19 protein-coding genes are annotated in these 22879 nt (G+C 62.6%); 8 read left to right on the top strand and 11 right to left on the bottom strand.

The window, feature by feature from the left end; all coding sequences use genetic code 11:
- From LC343_RS15000 to LC343_RS14990, 3 genes are all read right to left on the bottom strand, one after another.
- Positions 1-735: a hypothetical protein gene (locus LC343_RS15000; RefSeq protein WP_223477967.1), complete on the bottom strand. Its 735-nt coding sequence runs from the start codon at positions 733-735 to the stop codon at positions 1-3.
- Positions 736-1136: 401 nt separating this feature from the next.
- On the bottom strand, positions 1137-1568 hold the full coding sequence (locus tag LC343_RS14995) for a nuclear transport factor 2 family protein (protein ID WP_223477966.1): 432 nt from the start codon (positions 1566-1568) through the stop codon (positions 1137-1139).
- An 86-nt stretch (positions 1569-1654) separates the two neighbouring features.
- The gene (locus LC343_RS14990; protein ID WP_223477965.1) at positions 1655-2290 is read right to left on the bottom strand and encodes a sulfotransferase family protein; all 636 of its coding nucleotides are present in this window, start codon (positions 2288-2290) and stop codon (positions 1655-1657) included.
- A gap of 113 nt (positions 2291-2403) precedes the next feature.
- Here LC343_RS14990 and LC343_RS14985 point away from each other — a divergent pair, with 113 nt between their 5' ends.
- A complete protein-coding gene (locus tag LC343_RS14985; protein ID WP_223477964.1) occupies positions 2404-3375 on the top strand; it encodes a LysR family transcriptional regulator in 972 nt (323 codons plus the stop codon).
- A 355-nt stretch (positions 3376-3730) separates the two neighbouring features.
- On the opposite strand, the gene radC is transcribed toward LC343_RS14985, so the two are convergent.
- The 4 genes from radC to phaC are packed head-to-tail and all read right to left on the bottom strand — an operon-like array spanning position 3731 to position 7919.
- A complete protein-coding gene (gene radC, locus LC343_RS14980) occupies positions 3731-4507 on the bottom strand; it encodes a RadC family protein (RefSeq protein WP_223477963.1) in 777 nt (258 codons plus the stop codon).
- A 24-nt stretch (positions 4508-4531) separates the two neighbouring features.
- A complete protein-coding gene (gene map, locus LC343_RS14975; protein WP_223478103.1) occupies positions 4532-5359 on the bottom strand; it encodes a type I methionyl aminopeptidase in 828 nt (275 codons plus the stop codon).
- 26 nt (positions 5360-5385) lie between these two features.
- Entirely contained in the window at positions 5386-6087 is a 702-nt protein-coding gene (sfsA, locus tag LC343_RS14970) for a DNA/RNA nuclease SfsA (protein ID WP_223477962.1), read from the bottom strand.
- Positions 6084-7919: a class I poly(R)-hydroxyalkanoic acid synthase gene (gene phaC / locus LC343_RS14965; protein ID WP_223477961.1), complete on the bottom strand. Its 1836-nt coding sequence runs from the start codon at positions 7917-7919 to the stop codon at positions 6084-6086. Before phaC ends, sfsA begins: the two co-directional genes overlap by 4 nt.
- 94 nt (positions 7920-8013) lie before the next feature.
- Between phaC and LC343_RS14960 the strand changes: the two genes are divergently transcribed.
- The 5 genes from LC343_RS14960 (at position 8014) to recJ (ending at position 14215) form a co-directional block, all read left to right on the top strand.
- Entirely contained in the window at positions 8014-8613 is a 600-nt protein-coding gene (locus tag LC343_RS14960) for a hypothetical protein (protein WP_223477960.1), read from the top strand.
- Between the two features lie 72 nt (positions 8614-8685).
- Positions 8686-9903 carry an LL-diaminopimelate aminotransferase gene (locus tag LC343_RS14955; RefSeq protein ID WP_223477959.1) on the top strand — a complete coding sequence of 406 codons (1218 nt, stop codon included), beginning with the start codon at positions 8686-8688 and terminating at the stop codon, positions 9901-9903.
- A gap of 45 nt (positions 9904-9948) precedes the next feature.
- A complete protein-coding gene (locus LC343_RS14950) occupies positions 9949-11265 on the top strand; it encodes a homoserine dehydrogenase (protein WP_223477958.1) in 1317 nt (438 codons plus the stop codon).
- Between the two features lie 135 nt (positions 11266-11400).
- Positions 11401-12384 (top strand): class II fructose-bisphosphatase, encoded by a 984-nt coding sequence (gene glpX, locus LC343_RS14945; RefSeq protein ID WP_223478102.1) that lies wholly within the window; start codon positions 11401-11403, stop codon positions 12382-12384.
- Between the two features lie 118 nt (positions 12385-12502).
- Complete coding sequence (gene recJ, locus LC343_RS14940; RefSeq protein WP_223477957.1) at positions 12503-14215, top strand: single-stranded-DNA-specific exonuclease RecJ; 1713 nt, start codon at positions 12503-12505, stop codon at positions 14213-14215.
- 9 nt (positions 14216-14224) lie between these two features.
- Here recJ and LC343_RS14935 read toward each other — a convergent pair whose 3' ends face one another.
- The 3 genes from LC343_RS14935 to LC343_RS14925 all read right to left on the bottom strand — a co-directional run bounded on the left by LC343_RS14935 (position 14225) and on the right by LC343_RS14925 (position 16889).
- Positions 14225-15505 carry a M23 family metallopeptidase gene (locus LC343_RS14935; RefSeq protein ID WP_428982574.1) on the bottom strand — a complete coding sequence of 427 codons (1281 nt, stop codon included), beginning with the start codon at positions 15503-15505 and terminating at the stop codon, positions 14225-14227.
- 82 nt (positions 15506-15587) lie between these two features.
- A complete protein-coding gene (locus LC343_RS14930) occupies positions 15588-16403 on the bottom strand; it encodes a ferritin-like domain-containing protein (RefSeq protein WP_223477955.1) in 816 nt (271 codons plus the stop codon).
- A gap of 15 nt (positions 16404-16418) precedes the next feature.
- The gene (locus LC343_RS14925; protein WP_223477954.1) at positions 16419-16889 is read right to left on the bottom strand and encodes a peroxiredoxin; all 471 of its coding nucleotides are present in this window, start codon (positions 16887-16889) and stop codon (positions 16419-16421) included.
- 151 nt (positions 16890-17040) lie between these two features.
- On the opposite strand from LC343_RS14925, the gene LC343_RS25265 reads away from it, so the two are divergent.
- Positions 17041-20403, top strand: a complete 3363-nt coding sequence (locus tag LC343_RS25265) for a DUF3971 domain-containing protein (protein WP_223477953.1) — start codon at positions 17041-17043, stop codon at positions 20401-20403.
- Positions 20404-20407: 4 nt separating this feature from the next.
- Here the strand turns inward: LC343_RS25265 and tyrS are convergent, their stop codons facing one another.
- Positions 20408-21658, bottom strand: a complete 1251-nt coding sequence (tyrS, locus tag LC343_RS14915; protein WP_223477952.1) for a tyrosine--tRNA ligase — start codon at positions 21656-21658, stop codon at positions 20408-20410.
- Between the two features lie 93 nt (positions 21659-21751).
- Between tyrS and LC343_RS14910 the strand changes: the two genes are divergently transcribed.
- On the top strand, positions 21752-22879 hold the full coding sequence (locus LC343_RS14910) for an anhydro-N-acetylmuramic acid kinase (RefSeq protein WP_223478101.1): 1128 nt from the start codon (positions 21752-21754) through the stop codon (positions 22877-22879).

Genomic DNA, 22879 nt, shown 5'->3' with positions numbered 1-22879 from the left:
TTACGACGTATCCGCCGAGACGGTGCGCGCCAGCGCGTGCAACTCGCGCAGGATATCGTCGACCTCGAAGGACGGGCGGCTGCGGCGGCCTGGTGGGTGGCCTCGGCGTATCGGCGAGACCCGCCTGTTCCCGACAGCGAGACGCTCTTGACGCGCCTTCCAGCGGGCGAGGCGCTTTGCCTGCGTCTCGATATCGTCGAGCGCGTGTTTCAGTGACAACAGACGCCGGCAGAGATGGCGCGCGGGCACGTCCTGGTCCCCGTCGGCCAGTTCGAACCCGTCGGTCGGGAAGGGGCGCTTGCCGTCCCAGTCCCGAACGTCGAAGCGGCGCGGTGGATCGACAAGTGGGAACGCGGGAATGCGCGGCTCCGGTTTGTCCGGCGCGACGGGCGCCGGCCAATACGCGCGGGCGAGACCGAGATTGACGCCCTTGTGGACGACGAGAAGCCCAAGCGCCTGCAGCCGCTCGGTCGAAGAGGGCGGTCTTGGGGCGCGGGGCTTCGGAGCCTCGACCACGATTCCTTGCGCTGCGACGACGATCAGCCGGCGGACGGCGGATTCGGCCGGACGCAGCAAACGCAGGATCCGCCGCCAGACCCGGCGTGGAACAAAATTCGCGCCGCCATCGTCCATGCCGACCATGAAAAACAGCACCGCGACGAGGCGCAGGAGGCCGGCGCGATGGCGTTCGATCGCAGGCTGCCAGTTGGCGGTATGTGCTTGCGCGTGTGCCATCGGGCAAGGGTAAGGGAGGGGGCAGAACGGTGGATAAGTTTTCTTTGGAATGATGCAGCAACCACCGCCGACCCTGATTGTCTGAAGCTTGGCGAAAGTCACTACAGTAGCGCCTGATCTGGAACGGCGGCGGTGCGGGACAAAGCTGCCGTCTCCCAGCGATGAGCAAATGTCTTGATTGGGGCCGGAAGCGGACTGGCAGGTATCGGTCGCCGACCGGCCCAAGCGGACATTGAACTAGCTATGCGAACTTGGATGAATGACCCAAATCTGCCATTGGTGGCTCCGATGAAATAGGATCGCTTGGAGCCCGCGCGGCCCTTGTCTGCCAGCCGATGGACCTCGTCAAAACGGGAAAGCGGACGGCGCGAGCCGCCCGCAGTCCGCGCGATGGGAAACCGTCAGGCGGCCGCGTTCAGAAGCTTCAGAATCTCCATCATGGAATCGGACAGATCCGTGTGGTGGTGTGCCAGCTTCCAGTCTCCGTCCGTGCGCCGGTAGACATTGGTCACGCGTTGATGAAGGCTCGCCTCATGGCCGGCGATAACCAGCGTTCCGGTTTCGACGCCGGTCTCGACCGCCATGTCGGATCCCGCGTCGATCTTCTGGTCGAGGAGCCTGATCTCGCCGCCGCCGGCAAGTTCGGCAACCTTCGCGAAGCTGGCGACGACGGTGTCGTACCCCTCGTCGCGGCCGCCGATCGGATGCTGTGCGGACACGTCGTCACTTCGCGACCAGATATCGGCCATGGGCGCTGCATCGCCCGTGGCCATACGGTTCAGTGCTTCATAGAATTTCGCCGATGCGGCAAGGACTTCGTTCTTTGCAGACATGATGTGTCTCCTTTCTTCAGGGTGAGAAGAGCCGTTCCCGGTACACGCCGGGGTTCGCCCTCAGGTTGAAGTGATGGGGAAGGCGTTCATCTGGCGGCTTCTTCGATGCCAGACTTCACCGAAGCGAAGAACTCGGCACGCGGATTGGTCACTGGATAGGGTTCGTCCGGCACTTCGAGGCCAAGGAACCTGCAGAGCGGCTCCCAGCCGTCGCGCGCGCGGAACACCAGCGCTCGTCCCTCGGCGACGAGCGCGCCTGCCGCTGCCGCGTTCGCGCGGTAGGCGGCGAGGATGCCGTCGCGATCCCTCCGCCCGCCAAGAGCCTTTCCGATGATCACTCTATCGATCATCTCGAACCAGGCACGGCGGTCTTCCGGCCACGATGTTTTATCGAGGATGAGTGGCAGGATGGTCTGCGAGAAACTCCCGTACCAGTCCTCGGGATCGCGGTCGGACAGAATGACCTTCGCACCGGGGGTCGCCGCCAGGACCTCTTGCCAGAAGGCTGAGACCGGAAAGTCAACCGCCGAGCGGAAGCCGGCGAAGATGCGCGCGTAGTCCGGGCGGCCCTCCGCCGCCTCCTTCCAGAGCCGGATCTGCTCGGGATCGCCGATCACCTCGGACATGTGATGGCAGGGGCCGAAGCCCAGACGCTCGAGCGCCGCCTTCAATGAGTAGGTGCCGGTCCGTCCGAACCCTGCGCCGATGATTTCGAGTGCCATGACCTCTGTTCTCCTGTATGAACACAATCTATCGATATTGTTTATTTTGCCTTTGATGGAGTGATGATGGCTTCAAACAAGCCCAGCAGTCGAACGAAACGTTTTCATGCGTCATGAATGAAATCGATTTACATAGTGTCGATCTCAATCTCCTTGTGGTTTTCGAGGTGCTCATGGAGACGCGGAGCGTCACCGCGACCGCCGAAAAGATCGGGCGCACGCAGTCGGCTGTAAGCCATTCGCTTGCCCGGCTGAGAGATCAGCTCCAGGATCCGTTGCTCGTCCGCGTCGGCGGGACCATGCAGCCGAGCCCGTTCGCCGAAATGATCATCGAGGACGTGCGTCCGATCCTTCGGAGCATACGCCGGGTCATCGCGCCGAGGAGCCTGTTCGATCCGGCAACGAGCGACCGCGTCTTCCGGATCGCCATGCCGACGCTCACGAAGGTCATCGCGGAAGTCTCTGCCCGAGTCGAGACGGAGGCACCCAACGCGAAGATCGAATGGCTGCCCGCGCATCACGATGTCTACGCCGCCCTGAGCGAAGGGCTCATCGACCTTGCACACCTTGGCGGCGAGCCGCGCCTTCCGGACGGTCTAGAGGAGCAGGTGATGGATCCGTTCTCGTGGGTGACTTTCGCGCGGCGGGATCACCCCGCTTGTGAAGCCTGGGGGATTGACGCTTGGCGTAGCTACCCGCACCTGATGGTCAACGTCACGCGGTCGATGCAGAATCCGTTCCCAGCTGCCCCTCGGGGCGATGCCGGTGCACGCCGTGTGAGCGCGATGATCGGGGATTCGGCGGGAGTCGCGTCGCTTCTCGCGAAGTCGGACTTCCTGGCAACCTTCCCGGCCATACTGCTGGCCTGGGACATGGAGGCCTTCGGGCTTCGCGCGATGAGGCCACCGGTCGATCTCGGCTCGGTCCTGGTTCGTTTCTTCTGGAGTTCGCGGCTTGCCAATGATGCCGGCGGGAGTTGGATCCGGTCCATCGTGATCGAGGCCTATCGCCGTCTCCATACCGAGGCAGAAGCGACGCTTTGTTCAGATAACCTACTTCAGCCCTCACCAAGTGTCGAACCGTAAAGTCAAGGCCGCAACAGTACGTGTTCCGGGCAATCCGCCTTGCATCTGAGCCACAGGTCCAAAACACCGGCATAGCGGACCTTGATCCCGAACGCAGAGAACGTCAGTTCTCCGTCCTTCGGGGCCTTCGATCAGATCCAGCCGAATGGCTGCTTCCAGGATGCTCCGCGGCAATCTGAATGGCTGAGATGGGGGCGCGAAACTGCCGTTCGTATTGTTGGGATGAATTACGACCTTGGGCTCGAAGCGGACTTTCGCCCCGATCATACGGAATGGTCGCGATGGGTCGAGCGCGGTCTTATCAACGCAAGCCACATAACCCGGGGTTTTTACTGGGACGTACAAGTGCGGGCCCCTAAAACAGCCCCAATCCCTTCAAACTCACATGGCCGGTCTTGCCGATGATGACGTGGTCGTGGACGGCGATGTTCAGTGTCTTGCCGGTCTCGGCGATCTTGTGGGTCATCTCGATGTCCGCGCGCGAGGGCGTGGGGTCGCCCGACGGGTGGTTGTGTACCAGGATGAGCGCGGTGGCCGACAGTTCGAGCGCGCGGCGCATCACCTCACGCGGATAGACGGGCGTGTGGTCGACGGTGCCGACCTGCTGCACCTCGTCGGCGATCAGGACGTTTTTCTTGTCGAGGAAGAGAATGCGGAATTGTTCGCGGCTCTCATGCGCCATGGCGGCGTTGCAGTAGTCGATGACGGCGTTCCAGGAGGACAGGACTTCGCGCGCTGCGATCTCGCCCTTGAGCATGCGCTGCGCGGCGGCGGCGACGGCCTTCAGGTCAGCCGCGACTGCATCTTTGACGCCGGGAACCTCCGCCAGGCGCTTCGGGTCGGCGCCGAGGACTGCGCCGAACGATCCGAAGCGGGCGATCAGTGCCTTGGCGAGGGGCTTGGTGTCGCGGCGGGGGATGGAGCGGAACAGCAGCAGTTCGAGCAATTCGTAATCCGCAAGCGCATCGGGCCCGGCGTCGGCAAGACGCGCGCGCAACCGGTCGCGGTGGCCGGCGTGGGGCGAGGGCGCTTTTTCGCTAACGGCGCGCTTTTTCGTGGGTTTCGGAGTCAGGTTGGCAGGTTGCGGGAATTCCGCGAGAAATACCTGCCTTTCGTCCGGCTCGTCGGCCATGGTCGCCCCCATTCGGGTGCGAGATTAGCCGGCCAGGCCGGGCCGGTCGAGCCCCTTGGGCGAGAGGGTGAAGATCTCGCAGCCGTCGTCGGTGACGCCGATCGTGTGCTCATATTGAGCCGAAAGGCTGCGATCGCGTGTGACCGCCGTCCAGCCGTCGGACAACACCTTCACATGCGGCCGGCCGAGATTGATCATCGGCTCGATGGTGAAGATCATGCCCTTGCGCATCTCGGCGCCCTCGTCGGCGCGACCGTAATGCAGCACGTTCGGCGCGTCGTGGAAGAGCCGGCCGACGCCGTGGCCGCAGAAATCGCGCACGACCGAGCAGCGCTCGGCCTCGGCGTGTTTCTGGATTGCCTCGCCGATGGCGCCCATCCGCGCGCCGGGCTTCACCGCTTCGATGCCGAGCATCAGGCATTCGTGGGTGACTTCCAGCAGGCGTTCGGCGGCGCGCTTGATCTCACCGACCGGATACATGCGCGACGAGTCGCCATGCCATCCGTCGAGCACATAGGTGATGTCGATATTGACGACTTCGCCTTCGCGCAGCGGCTTGTCGTTCGGAATGCCGTGACAGACGACGTGGTTGATCGACGTACAGGAGGATTTCGTGTAGCCGCGATAGTTGAGCGTCGCCGGTATGGCGCCGTGGTCCATGCCGAATTCGAAGACGAACTTGTCGATCTCGTTGGTGGTGGTTCCCGGCTTGACGATATCGACCATTTCGTCGAGCGCCATGGCGGTCAGGCGTGACGCGCGGCGCATGCCCTCGAAGCCTTCCTCGCCATGCAGGCGGATCTGGCCGGTGTTCTTGAGCGGTGCCGTTTCGGCTTCGAGATAGGTGACCATGGCTTGGCTCCGGTCCGCGATACCGGTCATTCCAAAATACGGATTGTCCGGACGGGTGTGATTTCTTCCGGCGAGATTTGGCATTGAACGGCGAAAGCTTCAACCCCGCAGGCTGTCGCACGGTCGAAGGCGGCGCAATAGGCGGGGTCCATATCGTGGCAGAGCGAGAATGTTTCGCAGTCGCCGCGCTGGACGACATAGACCATGACGGCGCGATGTCCGGCGCGCACCATGTCGGCCATTTCGTCGAGATGGCGGGCCCCGCGGTCGGTCACGGTGTCGGGAAATTCGGCGAGTCCCGGCGTGCGCATGAAGTGCACGTTCTTCACCTCGACATAGGCCAGCCCCTTTTCAGGGTCGCCGAGCAGGATGTCGATGCGTGACTTTTGGCCGTATTTCTGTTCGCGCTTGAGGTCCGCGTAATCGGCGAGGTCGCCGATCATTCCGGCGCGGATCGCTTCCTCGGCGAGCTTGTTCGGAAGGCCTGTATTGACGCCGACGAGTCCGCCGTCGGCCTCGACGATTTCAAGCGTGTGGCGGTATTTGCGTTTCGGGTTGTCGGAGGTGGACAGCCACACGCGCGAGTCCGGATCGGTCAGGCCCATCATGGAGCCGGTGTTGGGCACGGCGCAGGTGATCGCCTCGCCACTGTCGAGGATGACGTCTGCGAGGAACCGTTTGTAGCGCCTGACGAGACGCCCGGAGACAAGGGCAGGCGAGAATTTCACACGCGTTCGCGGACGAAGGTACCGGGGGCGTCGTCAAGCGGCTTGAGCTTTCCACCGCCGAGTTTCTTGCGAGCGGGAACGCGGGAGTCGTCGAGTTTCTCGATCCAGGCCTGCCAGTGCGGCCACCACGATCCTTCGGTGACCTTTGCCTTTTCAACCCATTTGTTGAATTCGCCGGCCACTTTCGGACCGGACCAGAACTGATATTTCTTCTTGGCCGGCGGGTTGATGACGCCGGCGATATGTCCCGAACCGCCCATTACGTAGGTGACCTTGCCGCCGAAACATTTCGAGCCCTCGAAAACCGATATGGCGGGCGCGATATGGTCCTCCTTGGCGGCGAGATTGTAGATCGGGATCTTGACGTCCGCGAGCGACACCGGCGCGCCCTTCAGCTCCATCTTGGCATGGGCGAGCTTGTTTTCGTGGTAGCAATTGCGCAGGTAGAACAGGTGGTTGGCCGCCGGCATGCGGGTCGAATCCGCATTCCAGTACAGCAGGTCGAAGGGCATCGGTTCCTTGCCCTTCATGTAGTTGTTGACGACATAGGGCCAGATCAGGTCGCCGGACCGCAGCAGGTTGAAGGCCGTCGCCATCTTTGAGCCGTCGAGGTAGCCTTGCTGGCGGATCTGCTTCTCCAGCGTCTCCAGCTGATCGTCATCCACGAATACCTTCAGGTCTCCGGCATTGACGAAATCGACCTGGGTCGTGAACAGCGTCGCCGAGGCGATACGATCGTTTTCTTCGCGTGCGAACAGCGCCAGTGCGGCCGACAGCAGCGTGCCGCCAACGCAATATCCAATCGCATTGACCTGCTTCTCGCCGGTCGCCTTCTCGACGGCATCGAGCGCAAACGAGATGCCCCGGTCGATGTAGTCGTTCCAGTCGAGCTTGGCGTGGCGCTCGTCCGGGTTGACCCAGGAAATCACGAAAACCGTGTGACCCTGCTCGACAGCCCAGCGCACGAAGGACTTATCCGGATTGAGATCGAGGATATAGAACTTGTTGATCCATGGCGGGCAGATCAGCAAGGGCCGTTTCAGGACATCTTCCGTCTCCGGCGCATACTGGATGATTTCGACCAGTTCGTTGCGCGCGATGACCTTGCCGGGCGTGACCGCGATGTTTTCGCCGAGCTTGAACTTGGAATAATCGGCCTGGCGGACCTTCAGGTCGCCGTGTCCGGCCTCTATGTCTTCGGCGAGCATCTTCATGCCGGCGACGAGGTTCGCGCCGTTCGAGGCGATCGTCTCCTTGAAGATCTCCGGATTGGAAATCATGAAGTTCGTCGGTGAGACGGCATTGCTGAGCTGCTTGACGTAGAAGCTCGCCTTGTGTCGGGTGTGCTCGTCGAGCGTCTCGGCGTTTTCGACGAGATCGGCAGCCCATTTCGACGTGACGAGATAGGTCTGTTTCAGGAACGAGAAAAATGCGTTCTCCTTCCAGTCGACGTCCGAGAATCGCCGGTCGCCGCGGTCGGGCTCGACGGCTTCCGCCAGATCCGTGTCGCCGAGGCGGCGGATCGAGTTGGACCAGATGTCCATATAGGCGGAAAACAGCCGGGTTTGCGCCTCGATCGCGCGCTGGGGCTCCGAGAGCCAGTATTCGGACACTTTGGAAAACGTCTTGACGACATCCGTCATCGGTTCGGCGACGCTGTCGGTGTGTTCACCGGACTCGCGCGGGCCGATCCATGCCGAAGCTGCGTGGCCCGCCGCCTCGATTACCTGGGCAAGATTGCGCGCGAATGCCTCGGGATCCTTGATGACATAGGCGTCGATCGAGGTCCGGTCCACCGCCTTGCCGGCGTCGGCTTCCTTCTTCTCAGCCATTGCTTTTCCGCTCTGCGGGTGTTCTTTGCGACGTCATTCTCGGCGTTCTTTGTGCTGCCATATTATTGAGCGTTGATGACACAGGACAAGGCGCATGTCATTGACCCATTGGTTGCGATCGGCGCACCGACTTCGTCAATCGATGGCGGCACCACCGCTGCCTCAAGGTAACATGAATAGACTTGGCATTGCGTTACTGATCTTCAATTTCGTGCTCCTTGCCGGATGCGCGGGCGGAAACGCGATCGATCAGGGCGTGCCGCAGGCAGCCTTCGACACCGCCGGTCCGCCGTTGCCGCCGGCGGAAAGGCCCGACGAATCAGCAGGTTCTGAAACGGAATCGCAGACGGCGGAACAGGCGCCCGGACGAGTTTCGACCACTATTCGGATACCGGAACCTGCGCCTCGGCGCGTGAAATCCGCTGCCCAAACCGGGTCTCGCGACCCGCTGGCCGCTGGGTCGGGGCAGGCTTCGGTAACCGGAACCTATCCAAACATAAATGACGAGCCGGCCAGGTCCTTGCAGCAGATGAGCGACGCCCAGCGCGATGTCTTGCTGGCCCAAATGCAGGCCCTGGCGCAAGCTCATTCGCGTGGACAGGTCTCGACAGCGGAATACAATCGGCGGCTTGCGCTCCTGCGCCGTCTCGCGGCAACGCACTCCAATGAAGCGATCAGGAAGATCGAGGAATAGCGTTGGTTCGCAGTTTGTCTCGATTTCCAGTCACGAACGCGCTATAGCGCGCGCATATCCCGAGGAAATGCCATGGAAGAATTCCACAAAGTCCGCCGTCTGCCCCCTTACGTTTTCGAACAGGTCAATCGCCTGAAGGCGAGCGCGCGAGCGGAAGGCCGGGACATCATCGACCTCGGCATGGGCAATCCGGACCTGCCGACGCCGAAGGCGATCGTCGACAAGCTGGTCGAGACCGTTCGTGATCCGCGCACGCACCGATATTCGTCGTCGAAGGGCATTCCCGGGCTGCGCAAGGCGCAAGCGGCTTATTACGCGCGCCGTTTCGGCGTGAAGCTCGATCCGGAACGCCAGGTGATCGCGACGCTTGGCTCGAAGGAAGGCTTCGCCAACATGGCGCAGGCGATCACCGCGCCCGGCGACGTGGTGCTGTGTCCCGATCCGACCTATCCGATCCACGCCTTCGGCTTCATCATGTCGGGCGGCGTCATCCGGTCGATGCCGGTGGCGCCCGATGACGGCTTCATCCCGGCGCTTGAGCGGGCGGTGAAGCATTCCATCCCGAAGCCGCTGGCGCTGATCCTGAACTATCCTTCGAATCCGACGGCCTTCGTGGCGACGCTCGATTTCTACAAGGACGTGATTGCCTATGCCCGCAAGCACGACATCATCGTGCTGTCGGATCTCGCCTATTCCGAGATCTATTTCGGCGACACGCCGCCGCCTTCCGTCCTGGAAGTGCCGGGCGCAATGGATGTCTGCGTCGAGTTCACCTCGATGTCCAAGACCTTCTCCATGCCCGGCTGGCGCATGGGGTTCGCGGTCGGTAACGAGCGCCTGATCGCGGCGCTGGCGCGGGTGAAGTCCTATCTCGATTACGGCGCCTTCACGCCGATCCAGGTGGCGGCGACCGCTGCGCTCAACGGCGACGGTTCCGACATCACCGAGGTTCGCGATGTCTATCGCAAGCGGCGCGATGTGCTGGTCGACAGCTTTCACCAAGCCGGGTTCGACGTGCCGGCGCCTGAGGCGACGATGTTCGCCTGGGCGCCAGTCCCCGAGCCGTTTCGCGAGATGGGGTCGCTGGAATTCTCCAAGCTGCTGATCGAGAAGGCGGACGTCGCCGTCGCGCCGGGCGTCGGTTTCGGCGAACATGGCGACGATCACGTGAGGATCGCGCTCGTGGAAAACGAGCACCGCATTCGTCAGGCCGCGCGGAACATCAAACGCTTCCTTGCATCGACACGTGGAAATCTGCACAACGTCGTCGCACTCAACGCCCGCCGCTGACGGCGGGCAATCAACCGATAACACCTCGTTTCGAAAGGTGGACTCATGAACGAGCCGCTGCGCATCGGCATCGCGGGTCTGGGCACGGTCGGCGCGTCCGTTGCCCGTATTCTCAAATCCAAATCGAATTCGCTCACGCACAGATGCGGGCGGCCCATCGAGGTGACCGGGGTCACGGCGCGTGACCGGACGAAGGATCGCGGCGTCGATCTTGCCGGCATCGAGTGGTTCGATACGCCCGAGGCGCTTGCTGCTTCTTCGGATATCGATGTTTTTGTCGAGCTGGTCGGCGGCGACAGCGGCGCTGCGCTCGACAGCATCCGCACGGCGCTCCGTTCCGGCCATCATGTCGTAACCGCCAACAAGGCGCTGCTGGCCAAGCATGGCGTGGAACTGGCGCTGCTGGCCGAGGAAAAGGGCCTTATCCTCAACTACGAGGCGGCCGTGGCGGGCGGTATCCCCGTCATCAAGACGATGCGCGAGTCGCTCGCTGCCAACGATGTGAGCCGAGTCTACGGCATCCTCAACGGCACCGCGAATTACATCCTGACGCGGATGGAGCGCGACGAGATTTCGTTCGAGGACTGCCTCGCCGACGCCCAGCGCCTCGGTTATGCCGAGGCCGACCCGACCTTCGACGTGGAAGGTTTCGATACCGCGCACAAGCTCGCCATCCTCACCAGCATCGCGTTCGGCACCCGGGTCGCCGCCGATGAAATCTATGTCGAGGGAATCAGCAACATCACGCTGGCGGATATCCATGCCGCGCGTGAGTTGGGCTACCGGATCAAGCTTCTGGGCGTTGCGCTTCGCACGGCCACCGGGATCGAGCAGCGTGTCCATCCGACGATGGTGCCGCTCGGCTCGATGATCGGGCAGGTCGACAGCGTGACGAATGCGGTGGGCATCGAGGCGGACACGGTCGGTTCGCTCCTCTTGTCGGGACCTGGCGCAGGCGGAGACGCGACGGCCTCGGCCGTGATCGGCGATGTCGCCGATATCGCCAAATCGCTGCCCGGTCATCAGGAAGCGCCCGTGTTCGGTCGTCCGGCAAAAGAGCTGGAGCCGTATCAGCAGGCCGAGATTGCCGCTCATGCCGGCGGTTATTTCATTCGTCTGACGGTGCATGACCGTATCGGTGTTTTTGCCTCTCTCGCCGGACACATGGCCCGCAACGATATTTCGCTCGCATCGATCGTTCAGCATGGCGGCGTCAAGGGTGGCGAGGATACCCAGAAGACGGTGGTGCTCGTCACGCACGAGACGACCGAAGCGGATATCCGTACCGCCCTGGAGGCCGTGCTTGCCGATGGTCATCTCGTTTCAAAGCCGCAGGTTATCCGCATAGAACCGGCTGGCTGACGAAGCTTCTGTCATCAAAATCGATTAGATCGCGGTTGGTCCCCCGAAACCTTGCCGTACCGGTGTTGCGCGGGTGGCGAGACTGCGTCTAAACCGATCCGCAAAGCACAAAGCGAGGACAACCGCATGAATTCGATGGCAAAATCCGGCGACGAGCAAGTCGGCCTGACAAGGGAATTGTCGCTGGAACTGGCGCGTGTAACCGAGAGAGCGGCGGTGGCCGCAGCCCGGCTGCGCGGACGCGGCGACGAGAAAGCCGCCGACCAGGCCGCCGTCGATGCGATGCGTTCCGAACTGAACCGTCTCGCCATTCGCGGCACTGTCGTCATCGGCGAGGGCGAGCGCGATGAAGCGCCGATGCTCTATATCGGCGAGAAGGTCGGCAACGGCAAAGGCCCGGAAGTGGATATCGCGCTCGATCCGCTCGAAGGCACGACGCTGTGCGCGAAGAACCTGCCCAACTCGCTGGCCGTCATTTCCATCGCCGAAAAGGGCGCGCTGCTGTTCGCGCCGGACGTCTACATGGAAAAGATCGCCGTCGGACCGGGCTATCCGGTTGGGCTGATCGATATCGATGCGTCGCCCGAAGACAACATCCATGCGGTCGCCAAGGCCAAGGGCGTCCCGGTGACCGAGATCGCCGCCTGTATCCTCGACCGTCCGCGCCATGCCTCGCTGATCGAGGCGGTGCGCAAGACGGGCGCTGCGATCCGCCTGATCGGCGACGGCGACGTTGCCGGCGTGATCGACACGACGGCACCGGAAGAGACGGGCATCGATATCTATATTGGCAGCGGCGGCGCGCCCGAGGGCGTGCTGGCGGCGTCCGCCTTGCGCTGCGTTGGCGGACAGATGCAGGGCCGCCTGATCCTCGATACCGAGGAAAAGATCGCCCGGGCGGCGAAGATGGGCGTTTCCGATCCGAAGAAGATCTATTCCCACATGGAAATGGCGCATGGCGAGGTGATCTTCGCCGCGACGGGCGTGACCGACGGCAACATGCTGGGCGGCGTTCGTTTCATGAAGAACTATCTCCAGACGGAAACGATCGTCATGCGCTCGTCGTCGAAGACCGTTCGCGAGATCAAGGCGCGCCATCAGGACATGGACAAGTTCTGACCCGTTTGGCCGGCCCGCTTGACGGGGCCGGCACGCGGGGCGACAAACCGGCATGGTCCAAACCTCGTCCTTTCTGGGAATCGATCGCTCCGTCAAAGGACGGAAGTGGATCGACAGGATGTCGCCCGCGCAGACGCAGGTGGCGCTTGATATCGCGCAGCGCCACGGCATTCCCGACATTCTCGCACGGGTGCTTGCCGGGCGTGGCGTGAGCGCGGACCAGGCGGCGGGTTTCCTCGATCCAACCCTCAAGGCATTGATGCCCGACCCGCGCTCGATCACCGATCTCGAGGCAGCGGCAAAGCGGATCGCGGATGCCGTTCGAAACCGCGAAAACGTAGCGATTTTCGGCGACTATGACGTGGATGGCGCTTCGTCATCCGCGCTTCTGGCGCGTTACCTGCGCTTTTTCGGAATCGAGGCGCGGATCTATATCCCCGATCGCATTTTCGAAGGATACGGGCCCAATCCCGCGGCGATGCGGGAGCTCTCGGCGCAGGCGTCGCTGATCGTGACTGTCGATTGCGGAACGAACAGCGCCGAAGCGTTCGATGCGGTGCGGGAAAACGGCTCCGATATCGTGGTTCTCGACCATCACCAGGTCGGCGGAGCGCTCCCCGACGTGCGCGCCGTGGTCAATCCGAACCGCGATGACGACTTGTCCGGTCTCGGCTATCTGTGTGCCGTCGGCGTGGTGTTCATGACGCTCGTCGATGTGTCGCGGCAGTTGCGCGCCCATGGGATCAACAGATTGCCGGACCTTCTCTCGATGCTCGATCTGGTGGCGCTCGGCACGGTCTGCGATGTCGTGCCGCTTGTCGGGCTGAACCGGGCCTTTGTCACCAAGGGTCTCGTTGCCGCCCGCCACCTCAGCAATCCGGGTCTCAGCGCACTTGCGCGGGTGTCCTCCATCGGCGAGCCGCTCAATCCGTTTCACCTTGGTTTCCTGATCGGACCGCGGATCAATGCGGGCGGGCGGATCGGCAATGCGGCGCTGGGTTCCATGGCGCTTGTCGAGGAAGACGCTAACCGCGCCGGTGAGATTGCCGCGGAGCTCGACCGGCTGAACAAGGAACGCCAGGCAATAGAGACCGAGATGGTCGCTCAGGCGCGCGCGGAGGCGGATCGGGATATGGCGACAGGCACGCCGCCGGCGGTTGTGCTGACATCGAGCACGGAATGGCATCCGGGCATTGTCGGCCTGATCGCGGCGCGCCTGAAGGAACATACCCGCAGGCCGGCCTTCGCGGTGGCGCTCGACGGGTCGGGGAAGGGCACCGGATCGGGCCGCTCCATACCGGGCTTCGATCTGGGCAAACTCGTCAGGGCGGCGGTGGAAGAGGGGCTCCTGGTCAAGGGCGGCGGTCACGCCATGGCGGCGGGTATCACCGTTGAACGCGCGAAACTCGGCGATCTGCGCGATTTCTTCGAGGAAAAGGCGGCTTCGGCCGTTTCGTCGATTATCGAAAACGAAACGCAAAAGATCGACGGCGCGCTATCGGCGCGCGGCGCGAACCTCATGTTGATTTCGGAAATCGAGAAGGCCGGGCCTTTCGGCACGGGCAATTCCGAACCGGTCTTCGTGTTGCCGAACCACCGTGTCGCATCGAGCGCGGTCGTCGGCAACGGGCATCTGAAGGTTAGGCTGCAGGCGGAAGACCGATCGCAAATCGACGCCATCGCGTTTCGTGCGGCAGACAGTGAACTCGGCCAATTCCTGTCGGGCAGGGCGGGGCGGCCGGTCCATGTGGCCGGGACGCTGTCGGTCAATCACTGGAACGGCCGGCAGACGCCGCAAATGCGAATTATCGATGCGGCCGAGCCCGTCTGAGCGACGTGCCTAGAGATATTTTCCGAGGCGCTTGCCGGCGGAGATGTAGCTCATCGGATTGACGGCTTTGCCGTTCTGGCGGACCTCGTAGTGCAGATGAGGCCCGGTGGAGCGGCCCGTGCTGCCCGATTTGCCGATCACGGCGCCGGGCGTGACCTTCTGGCCCTTGCTGACCAGAACCCGGCTGAGATGGGCGTAGCGGGTCGTCAAGCCGTTTGCGTGGCGCACCTCGACCATGCGGCCGTAGCCGCCGTTGCGACCTGCGTGAATGACCGTGCCGGCGCCGGTGGCGCGGATTGGCGTGCCGGTCGTGACCGCGAAATCAATGCCCGAATGAAAGGCCGAGCGCTTGATGATCGGGTCGCGCCTGTTGCCGAAACGGCTGCTTATCCGGCGGCCCGGAGCCGGATTGGCAATCGGGAAGCTGCGGATCGTGCCGCGCACCTTGTCCAGCGCTTCGAGCTCGCGATTGAGCGCGTCGATTTCGTTCTCGAAAGCATCGTCCGCCACTTCGGGATTTGCCGGAATGAAGGGGCCGCCCGTGCCGGTATCTTCAAGCTGGGGCGCTTTGAGCGGAAGTCCCGCATTGCGGGCGTCGGCGACCATCTGTTCGCGCATATCGCGCGCGGAATCGACAAGAGCGCTGACATGGCTGATCTGGTCGATTTCCAGATGGTTGAGCGAGTTGCCGAGGCGAGAGAGCGTGACGATCGGCATCGCGTCCATATCGCCCTTCAGGTCTTCGGTCTTTGCGAAGGCTTCCTGCAGCCCTGCTCGAAGCGGTTGCTGGACCTCGAACAGAACCCGCGTTGTTTGCTTGCCGCCCGACCGGCTGGCCGGAACCGGCACCTCATCGGCGTCAAGTCGTTTCGCTGCCGGCGTGATGCCATTGAGTTCCGCTCTTTGGAGGAGTGGCGCGAGGCGGCCGCTCCGGCTGGCCAGGACGGTCTGGCGATCGAGCAGTTCGGCGACCTTTGTCTCCATGATCTGCTGGTCGAGGAGGCGATAGGACGTGATCCTGTCGACCTGCGAGCGCAACGCGGCGATGCGGTCCTCATAGGCGTGCTGCATGCGTGCCTGCCGCGCGATCGCCGCGTTCAGAATATCGTCGCGCAGCATCAGGTAGCTGGTGGCGAGAAGATATCCGACGGCGACGGCGGCCAATACGGACGCACCGAGTGCGGCCATCCAGGGCCGGACCGTGAAATGGGAGATGCGATCGCCCTTCGCGATAATGATCGTGTGGGGCTCTTTGCGTTTTCCGAAGACCGCTGTGTTACTCAAGGCAATCCACCGTAACGATAAAACTTGGCGTGGTGGAATTACACTTCATTAGGGTTAATAAAGCCCTTAGCGCATCGTGCAGCTTTGATCAGCGGGACATCGATGCGGAAGACAGGGCGCGATAGAACAGCGGCGTGAGGCCGGCAGCGGACCGTGCGCGGTCATTGAATGGCGGTTTGACCTGGCCGTGGAAATGCTTGCGGACAAGCACTCGGAAACGGTCGGCGGCATGTGCCCCTTCGCGGGCGCAGAAGAAACGGAACCACTTCGCGCCGACCGCCACGTGGGTTTTCTCGTCATTATAGATCACGTCGAGGATGGCGGCGGTCTGCGTGTCGCCGAGATCGCGGAGCGTTGTGGCGAGGCCGGGCGTCACGTCGAGGCCGCGCGCCTCGAGGACGAGCGGCACGATGGCGAGCCGCGCCGTCAAATCCCCGCTGGTATCGGTGGCGGCCTGCCAGAGGCCGTCATGGGCGGGCAGGTCGCCATAATCGGCGCCCATCTCGCGCAAACGGTCGCGCAGAAGCGTGAAATGCCGCGCCTCGTCATCGGCTACTTGCATCCAGTTGTCGAAGAAACTGAGCGGGATGTTTTGCGTGGCGAACCGGGCGACGATGTCGAGCGCGAGATCGATGGCGTTCAGTTCGATATGGGCGAGCGCGTGGATGAGCGCGATCCGGCCGCTTTCGCTGTTCAGGTTGCGCTTCTTGAGCAGGCGCGGCGCAACAAGGTCCGGTTTTTCCGGCCGGCCGGGCCGTGTCGGCGTTGCCGGATCGGCCGGCGCGCGCAGCGACAGGGTTCGGGTTCGCCATGCGCCGGCAGCCGACCGGGTGACCAGAACCTTGCGGTCGAGATCGGCTGCCGAGAGGGCGTCGATGGCGGCGGCGCGCAGCGAATCGGGCATTGCTTCTACCGTCGCTCAGGCAAGTTCGCGGGCTGCTTCCAGCACGTCTTCGGCGTGGCCCTTGACCTTCACCTTGCGCCAGATGCGCGCGATCTTTCCCGTCGAATCGATGAGGAACGTGGAGCGTTCCACGCCCATGTATTTGCGGCCATACATGCTCTTTTCGACCCACACGCCATATGCTTCGAGCGCGTTCCTGTCCTCGTCGGCGACCAGCGTTACCGCCAGATCGTGCTTGGCCTTGAACTTGTCGTGCTTTGCGGCGCTGTCGGGTGACATGCCGATGACGGTGGCGCCGATCGCTTCGAATTCCGGGAGGAAGCGCGTGAAATCGATCGCTTCCGTCGTGCAGCCGCTCGTGTCGTCCTTCGGGTAGAAGTAGAGCACCACAATCTTGCCTTTCAATTGTGAAAGCCTGATCGAAACTCCGCCATCGGCAGGCAATTCGAAATCCGGTGCGATTGATCCTTCGGCGGGTTGGTTCATTGTTGGTTTCCTTCGTTTTTAGGGCGCTTGAAGCGACATCCTGCGGTATATGGTGCATTGTGAATCTGTCCAAGCCGCAGAGGCGCGATTATAAGCGAATCTGCGCGGCGGGAGGCTGACGACAAGTTTGAGAATACAACGCGGAGAAAAGGTGAAGTTCGGCTCTGGCGCGCAGCGACTGCTGCATGACATGCCGTCGAACGCCGAACGGCCGGTTCCTCCGGCATCGGATCCGGCTGCGCCGCGTCCGCGCAGAAAACTGCGCCGACGCATTCTCATCGTTCTGCTCATAGTCCTGTCATTGCCTGTGCTGCTGGCCGCGTTCGTTAAATCGGGCCTGATTTCGCCACTCATCGAGGACGAAGCCGTGGCCGCGCTCAGCGGCGCGTTGCCGGAGAGTCTTTCCGTGGATATCGGTGACGCCGACGTCATCGTGGAAGGACTGCAGGGCGTCGGCGTATCGCTCGGCCAGTTCGTCATGAAGGACAGGGCCACCGGGAAGGACGTGCTGGAGGTCGATCGAACGCGGATCGGCGTGACGACCCTGAGCGCTCTTCGAGGCAAGCCGCAACTGCAGAATATTGAAGTGTCAGGCATACGGCTGAACCTGGCCAATGCCCGAAGCGGATCAGGCGAACTTCCGGCAATCGCGGCCGTGGAGACCGGTCTGGACCGGCTGCTCGATTTCTCCGACATGCTGATCGAAGGCAGTTCGGTGAATGGCTCGGCGATAGACATCAAGATCGGCGACATGACGGTGACCGGCCACGGGTCCGATATTTTCGTCAGGAACGCGGTGGTGATCGCGAGTCCGGGGCAGAGAGCGATCGAGGCCGAAATCGAGATCGACGGACGAACGAGCCAGCTGTCCGGGATGGTGCGCAGGAGTATTGGCGGTGCGCTGATCGCCCGGTTTCGTCTCGACGACATAGCGTTGCCGTTCGCACGCGTGCGCACCCTGTTCTCCGACAATCCCGAAGATCATCTGCCGGGCGCGAAACACGAACCCGTGCGAGCCAATGTCGTTTTCACCGCGCGCAGAACACGCGGCGACGCACCGGACCAGTTAACGGTGAGCGTCGAACCGACCGATTTCACCTTCAAGCTCGATGACGGCGATCTCGTTCCGGTGACAGGGCGTTTCAATCTCGCATGGACCCCGGAGACCAAGGTTTTCTCTCTGCGCGAATCGCGGATCCGGTATGGCCGCTCCTCGGCTGTCCTGACCGGCGGCGTTCGCGATGCCCCAGGTGCGGACGGATCGGTGCGGGAGCGCGCCTATCAGTTCGAACTGATCGCCAATAACGGGGTGAGCAATCCGATCGATTCGCCAGAACGTGCGGTCCAGTTCGCGGCACGTGCGATCGGCACCTGGACGCCGCGCGACGGTGTCGCCGACATCTCGCATATCGAACTCGAATCCGAAGCGGGGTCGATGGAGGGGGCGGGAACGTTTGATTTTTCGTCCGCTACGCCGACGGCGATCTTCGCGATCTCCGTGGAGGATTTCGCATTGGCCGGCGTCAAGCAGTTCTGGCCCGCGCCGGTCGCGCGGGGCGCGCGCCGATGGGTGCTTTCCAATCTCGCGGGCGGCCGGGTTACCGAAGGCGAGTTCCTGATCGCGGAGCCGCTGCGCCGGCGCATTCCTGGCACCGACAAGACGTTGCAGGGCGACACTGAGCTGTCGTTGCAGGTCGAGGGTGTCCGCTTCGACGTTACCGGTGGTATTCCGCCGGTTCGCGATGCGATAGGCCGGATCGACGTCAAGGGCGGCGACACGGTGATCACGCTTGAAAGCGGAACGACCTACATGCCGAGCGGCCGCACGGCGGAGGCGTCATCGGGCGTTTTGATCATCCACCAGGTCGATGAAAACGGCGTCATCTATGCCGATCTCGATGTCGATGTTTCCGGGACCGCCGACGCGCTCGGCGAGCTCATTTCCTTCCGGCCGATCAACGCGCAACGGTTCAGACCCTACAAGCCGGAAGAACTGTCCGGCGAGGCCGACGCGCGGGTGATCATGCGTTTTGCGCTCAATCCGCAGGAGTCGGCTCCGCCTCCGCAATGGGAGGTGGAACTGGAAATTCAGGACGCGGCCATCTCGACCCCCTTCGAGGGGCGGATGCTGGCGGACATGACCGGCCGGATAAACATCAACCAGCTGCGCGCCCAGATCGATGTCACGGGCGAGATCGACGGCGTGCCGGCGAATATCTCGATGATCCAGCCTTTCGGCGGCAAAGCCGCCGGCTCGTCACGGGACATTATCCTTAATCTCAACGATGCCGATCGCACGCGCATCGCGCCCGGTCTCGAAACGCTCGTCGATGGGATCACTTCGGTCAACGTGAAGACGGCCGACGAAGAGGAATCCATGGAGGTGGAGGCCGACCTCTCGCAAGCCAAGCTGTCCTTGCCCTGGATCGGTTGGGCCAAGGGGACCGGAATACCTGCCAAAACCGTCTTCGATCTCGTTCTTGCCGACAAGGAAACCCGGATCAGCAATTTTCAGCTGGATGGCGGTTCCTTCTTCGCGAATGGCGATATTACCGTGTCCGATGACGGGTTGCAGAGTGCGCGTTTCGGGAAGGTGAGACTGAACGAGACCGACGACATTTCCGTCGATGTGACGGCGAAGGGAAAAGGATTTGCCGTTTCCATTACCGGTAAGTCGTTCGATGCGCGCTCGCTCATCCGCCATGTCCGCGAACAATTGAAAGCCAAGACCTCGGAGGAAGGCGTCCCCGTCGACGTGACGGCCTCCATCGCCAAGGTGACCGGGTTCGGCGACGAGTATGTGCGCAATCTCAGGCTGGAGATGCGCTATGACGGGAAGGATGTGGTCTCGGTTGTCGCCAATTGCCTGACCGCCAGCGGATTTCCCATATCCGCAACGCTCAAGGGCGCGGCTGCGAAGCGGACGATCCAGTTCGAGTCGCTCGATGCGGGCGAGGCGCTTCGCTTCCTCGATATCTACGGTCAGGTGCGCGGCGGGATCATGACGGGCGCGCTCAAGGCAACCGGCGAGAAAGTGCTGAGCGGCTCCGCCGAAGTCACGGATTTCCGCATTTTCAACGAACCGCGGCTGAATGCACTGGTTTCGTCGAAATCAGGAGGGTCAGAGAGCCTCAAGGAGGCGATCAAGCAGGATATCGACACGAGAGAGATCAAGTTCGATCGCGCCGAGGCGACCCTCATCATCTCGCCCAACTCACTTCAGATCCGCCAGGGCGTCATCCGCGGGCCGCTGGTCGGATCGACCTTCCGGGGCACGTTGTACGACAAGAACGATCGGATGCGGATTACGGGAACCTTCATGCCGGCCTATGCGGTCAACAGCCTGCTGGCCGGTATTCCCATCGTCGGCCTGGTTCTCGGCAACGGGCGCGACCGCGGATTGATCGGCGTCACCTACATGCTGGAAGGTGACATGAAGAAGCCGAAGATCACCGTCAATCCGCTGTCGGTTATCGCCCCCGGCGTCTTCCGCCAGATTTTCGAGTTTCGCTGAGCCTTCAGACGGGCTTGACGAGAACGTGTTTCTTCTTGCCGAGCGAAAGCTTGATGACGCCGTCCCGCAGCGTCGTTTCGTCCAGTGTCATGCGCTCGTCCGAGACCTGCTCGTCGTTCACGCGCACCGCTCCGCCTTTGACGTGGCGGCGCATTTCGCCGTTGGACGCGGCCAGCCCCGCCTGCACGAATGCCGAGAGCACCCCGATACCGGCACCGAGATCTGACGCAGGGACCTCGATAGTCGGCAGGTTCTCCGAGAGGGCGCCTTCCTCGAACGTCTTGCGCGCTGTTTCGGCCGCCTGCTCGGCCGCCTGCCTGCCATGCAGGATGGCGGTTACCTCGGTGGCTAGGATCTTCTTGACCTCGTTGATCTCGGACCCGCCCAGCGCCGACAGGCGTGCGATCTCGTCCATCGGCAGGATCGTGTAGAGCTTGAGGAAGCGCCCGACGTCGGCGTCCTCAGTGTTGCGCCAGTACTGCCAGAAATCATAGGCCGGCAGCATTTCCGGATTGAGCCAGATCGCACCCGTCGCCGACTTGCCCATCTTGGCGCCGGACGAGGTCGTGAGGAGAGGCGAGGTGAGGGCATAGAGCTGCGGCGTGCCCAGCCTGTGGCCGAGATCGATCCCGTTGACGATGTTGCCCCACTGGTCGGACCCGCCCATCTGAAGCCGGCAGTCATAGCGTTCGTTCAGCACGACGAAATCGTAGGCCTGGAGGATCATGTAATTGAATTCCAGGAAGGACAGCGACTGCTCCCGGTCGAGGCGCATCTTCACGCTGTCGAAGGACAGCATGCGGTTGACCGAGAAGTGGCGGCCGACATCGCGCAGGAATTCGAGATAGTTGATCGAACGCAGCCAGTCGGCATTGTTGATCATCAGAGCGGCATTCTCGCCGGCATCGTAGTCGAGATAATTCGAGAAGACGCGCTTCAGCGACGCGATGTTGTCCTCGATCTTCTCCACCGTCATGAGCTGGCGCGCCTCGTCCTTGAAGGACGGATCGCCGACCATGCCGGTACCGCCGCCCATAAGGGAGATCGCGCGGTGTCCGGTTTGCTGGAACCAGTGCAGCATCATGATCTGGATGAGCGAGCCGGCGTGCAGACTGGCTGCGGTCGGGTCGAAGCCGATATAGGCGGTAACGGTTTCCTTGCAGAGGAGTTCGTCGAGCCCCGATTCATCGGAAAGCTGATGAATGAAGCCGCGCTCGTTCAGAGTGCGAAGGAAATCGGACTTGTAACCGGACATAATGCTTGCCTGCGTGGATGGGAAACGGCACCCGTGGTGTTCGGGGCCGCGCGGCTTTAACACTATTCAGCCGGAATGGACAAGAAGAGGGCGGTGATGGAGGTCATGCGGGCGATCGGATTGATGAGCGGAACGTCGATGGACGGCATCGACATCGCGCTCGTCGAGACCGACGGCATTCGCGTCGTTTCGCGGGGGCCGTCCATGGCGATTGCCTATGATCCTGCCTTCAGACGCGAACTCGAAGCGGGGCTGGAGGATGCGCGGGCAATAGACGAGCGTTCGCAACGGCCCGGTCGCCTGAAAGATCTCGAAACCGAGCTCACCATGCGTCACGCCAGGGCCGTAAAGGATTTTCTCGCCGAAAACGGTATCGCGCGCGAACATGTCGATTTGATCGGCTTTCACGGCCAGACCGTGCTGCATCGTCCGGAGCGCGCCCTGACGGTGCAGATCGGCGACGGCGGCCTTCTTGCACGAGAGACAGGTATCGCGACGGTCTTCGATATGCGCGCTTGTGACATGGAACAAGGCGGGCAGGGCGCGCCGCTTGTGCCTGCTTACCACGCGGCGCTAGCGTCTCAGCTCCCTTCCGCACTGGAGCCGGGTTTCGGTGCGGTCGCTTTCGTCAATATCGGCGGTATTTCCAATGTCACCTTCGTGGCGCCCGGACAGCCGCCAACCGCCTTCGACAGCGGGCCGGGCAATGCGCTGATCGACCAGTGGGTCGAGCGACATGCGGGCATCCCCTATGACGATGGCGGGCGCATCGCCAGTGAAGGCGCGGCGGACATGGCGGTTGTGGAGCGCTATCTGGCCAATCCGTTCTTCGCCCGAGGAGGCGCGAAATCGCTCGACCGGAACGACTTCACGCTGGGCCATGTCGATGGCATGGAGCTTTCCGACGGTGCGGCCACGCTTGCCGCTCTTTCCGCGGCTACCATTCACAAGGCTGCCGAAAGGCTATCCGTGCCTCCGTCGCTTTGGATCGTCTCAGGCGGCGGAGCGCGCAACAACGCCATCATCGGGCGGCTGCAGGAATTGGCGGGCGGAGCGGCGCGGATCGTGACCGCTCGGGAGGCCGAATTCGACGCCGACATGATGGAGGCGGAGGCCTGGGCCTATCTCGCCGTGCGGTCCCGCAAGGGACTGGCGCTGACCCTCCCGACGACTACGGGATGCCGCGAGCCGGCGACCGGCGGCGTTCTCGCCTTGCCGTAA

This window comes from Oricola indica (genome assembly GCF_019966595.1).
GTDB classification, from domain to species: Bacteria; Pseudomonadota; Alphaproteobacteria; order Rhizobiales; family Rhizobiaceae; genus Oricola; species Oricola indica.
Note: the sequence above shows the minus strand (reverse complement) of the source record. Positions and strands in the feature narration are given on the sequence as shown.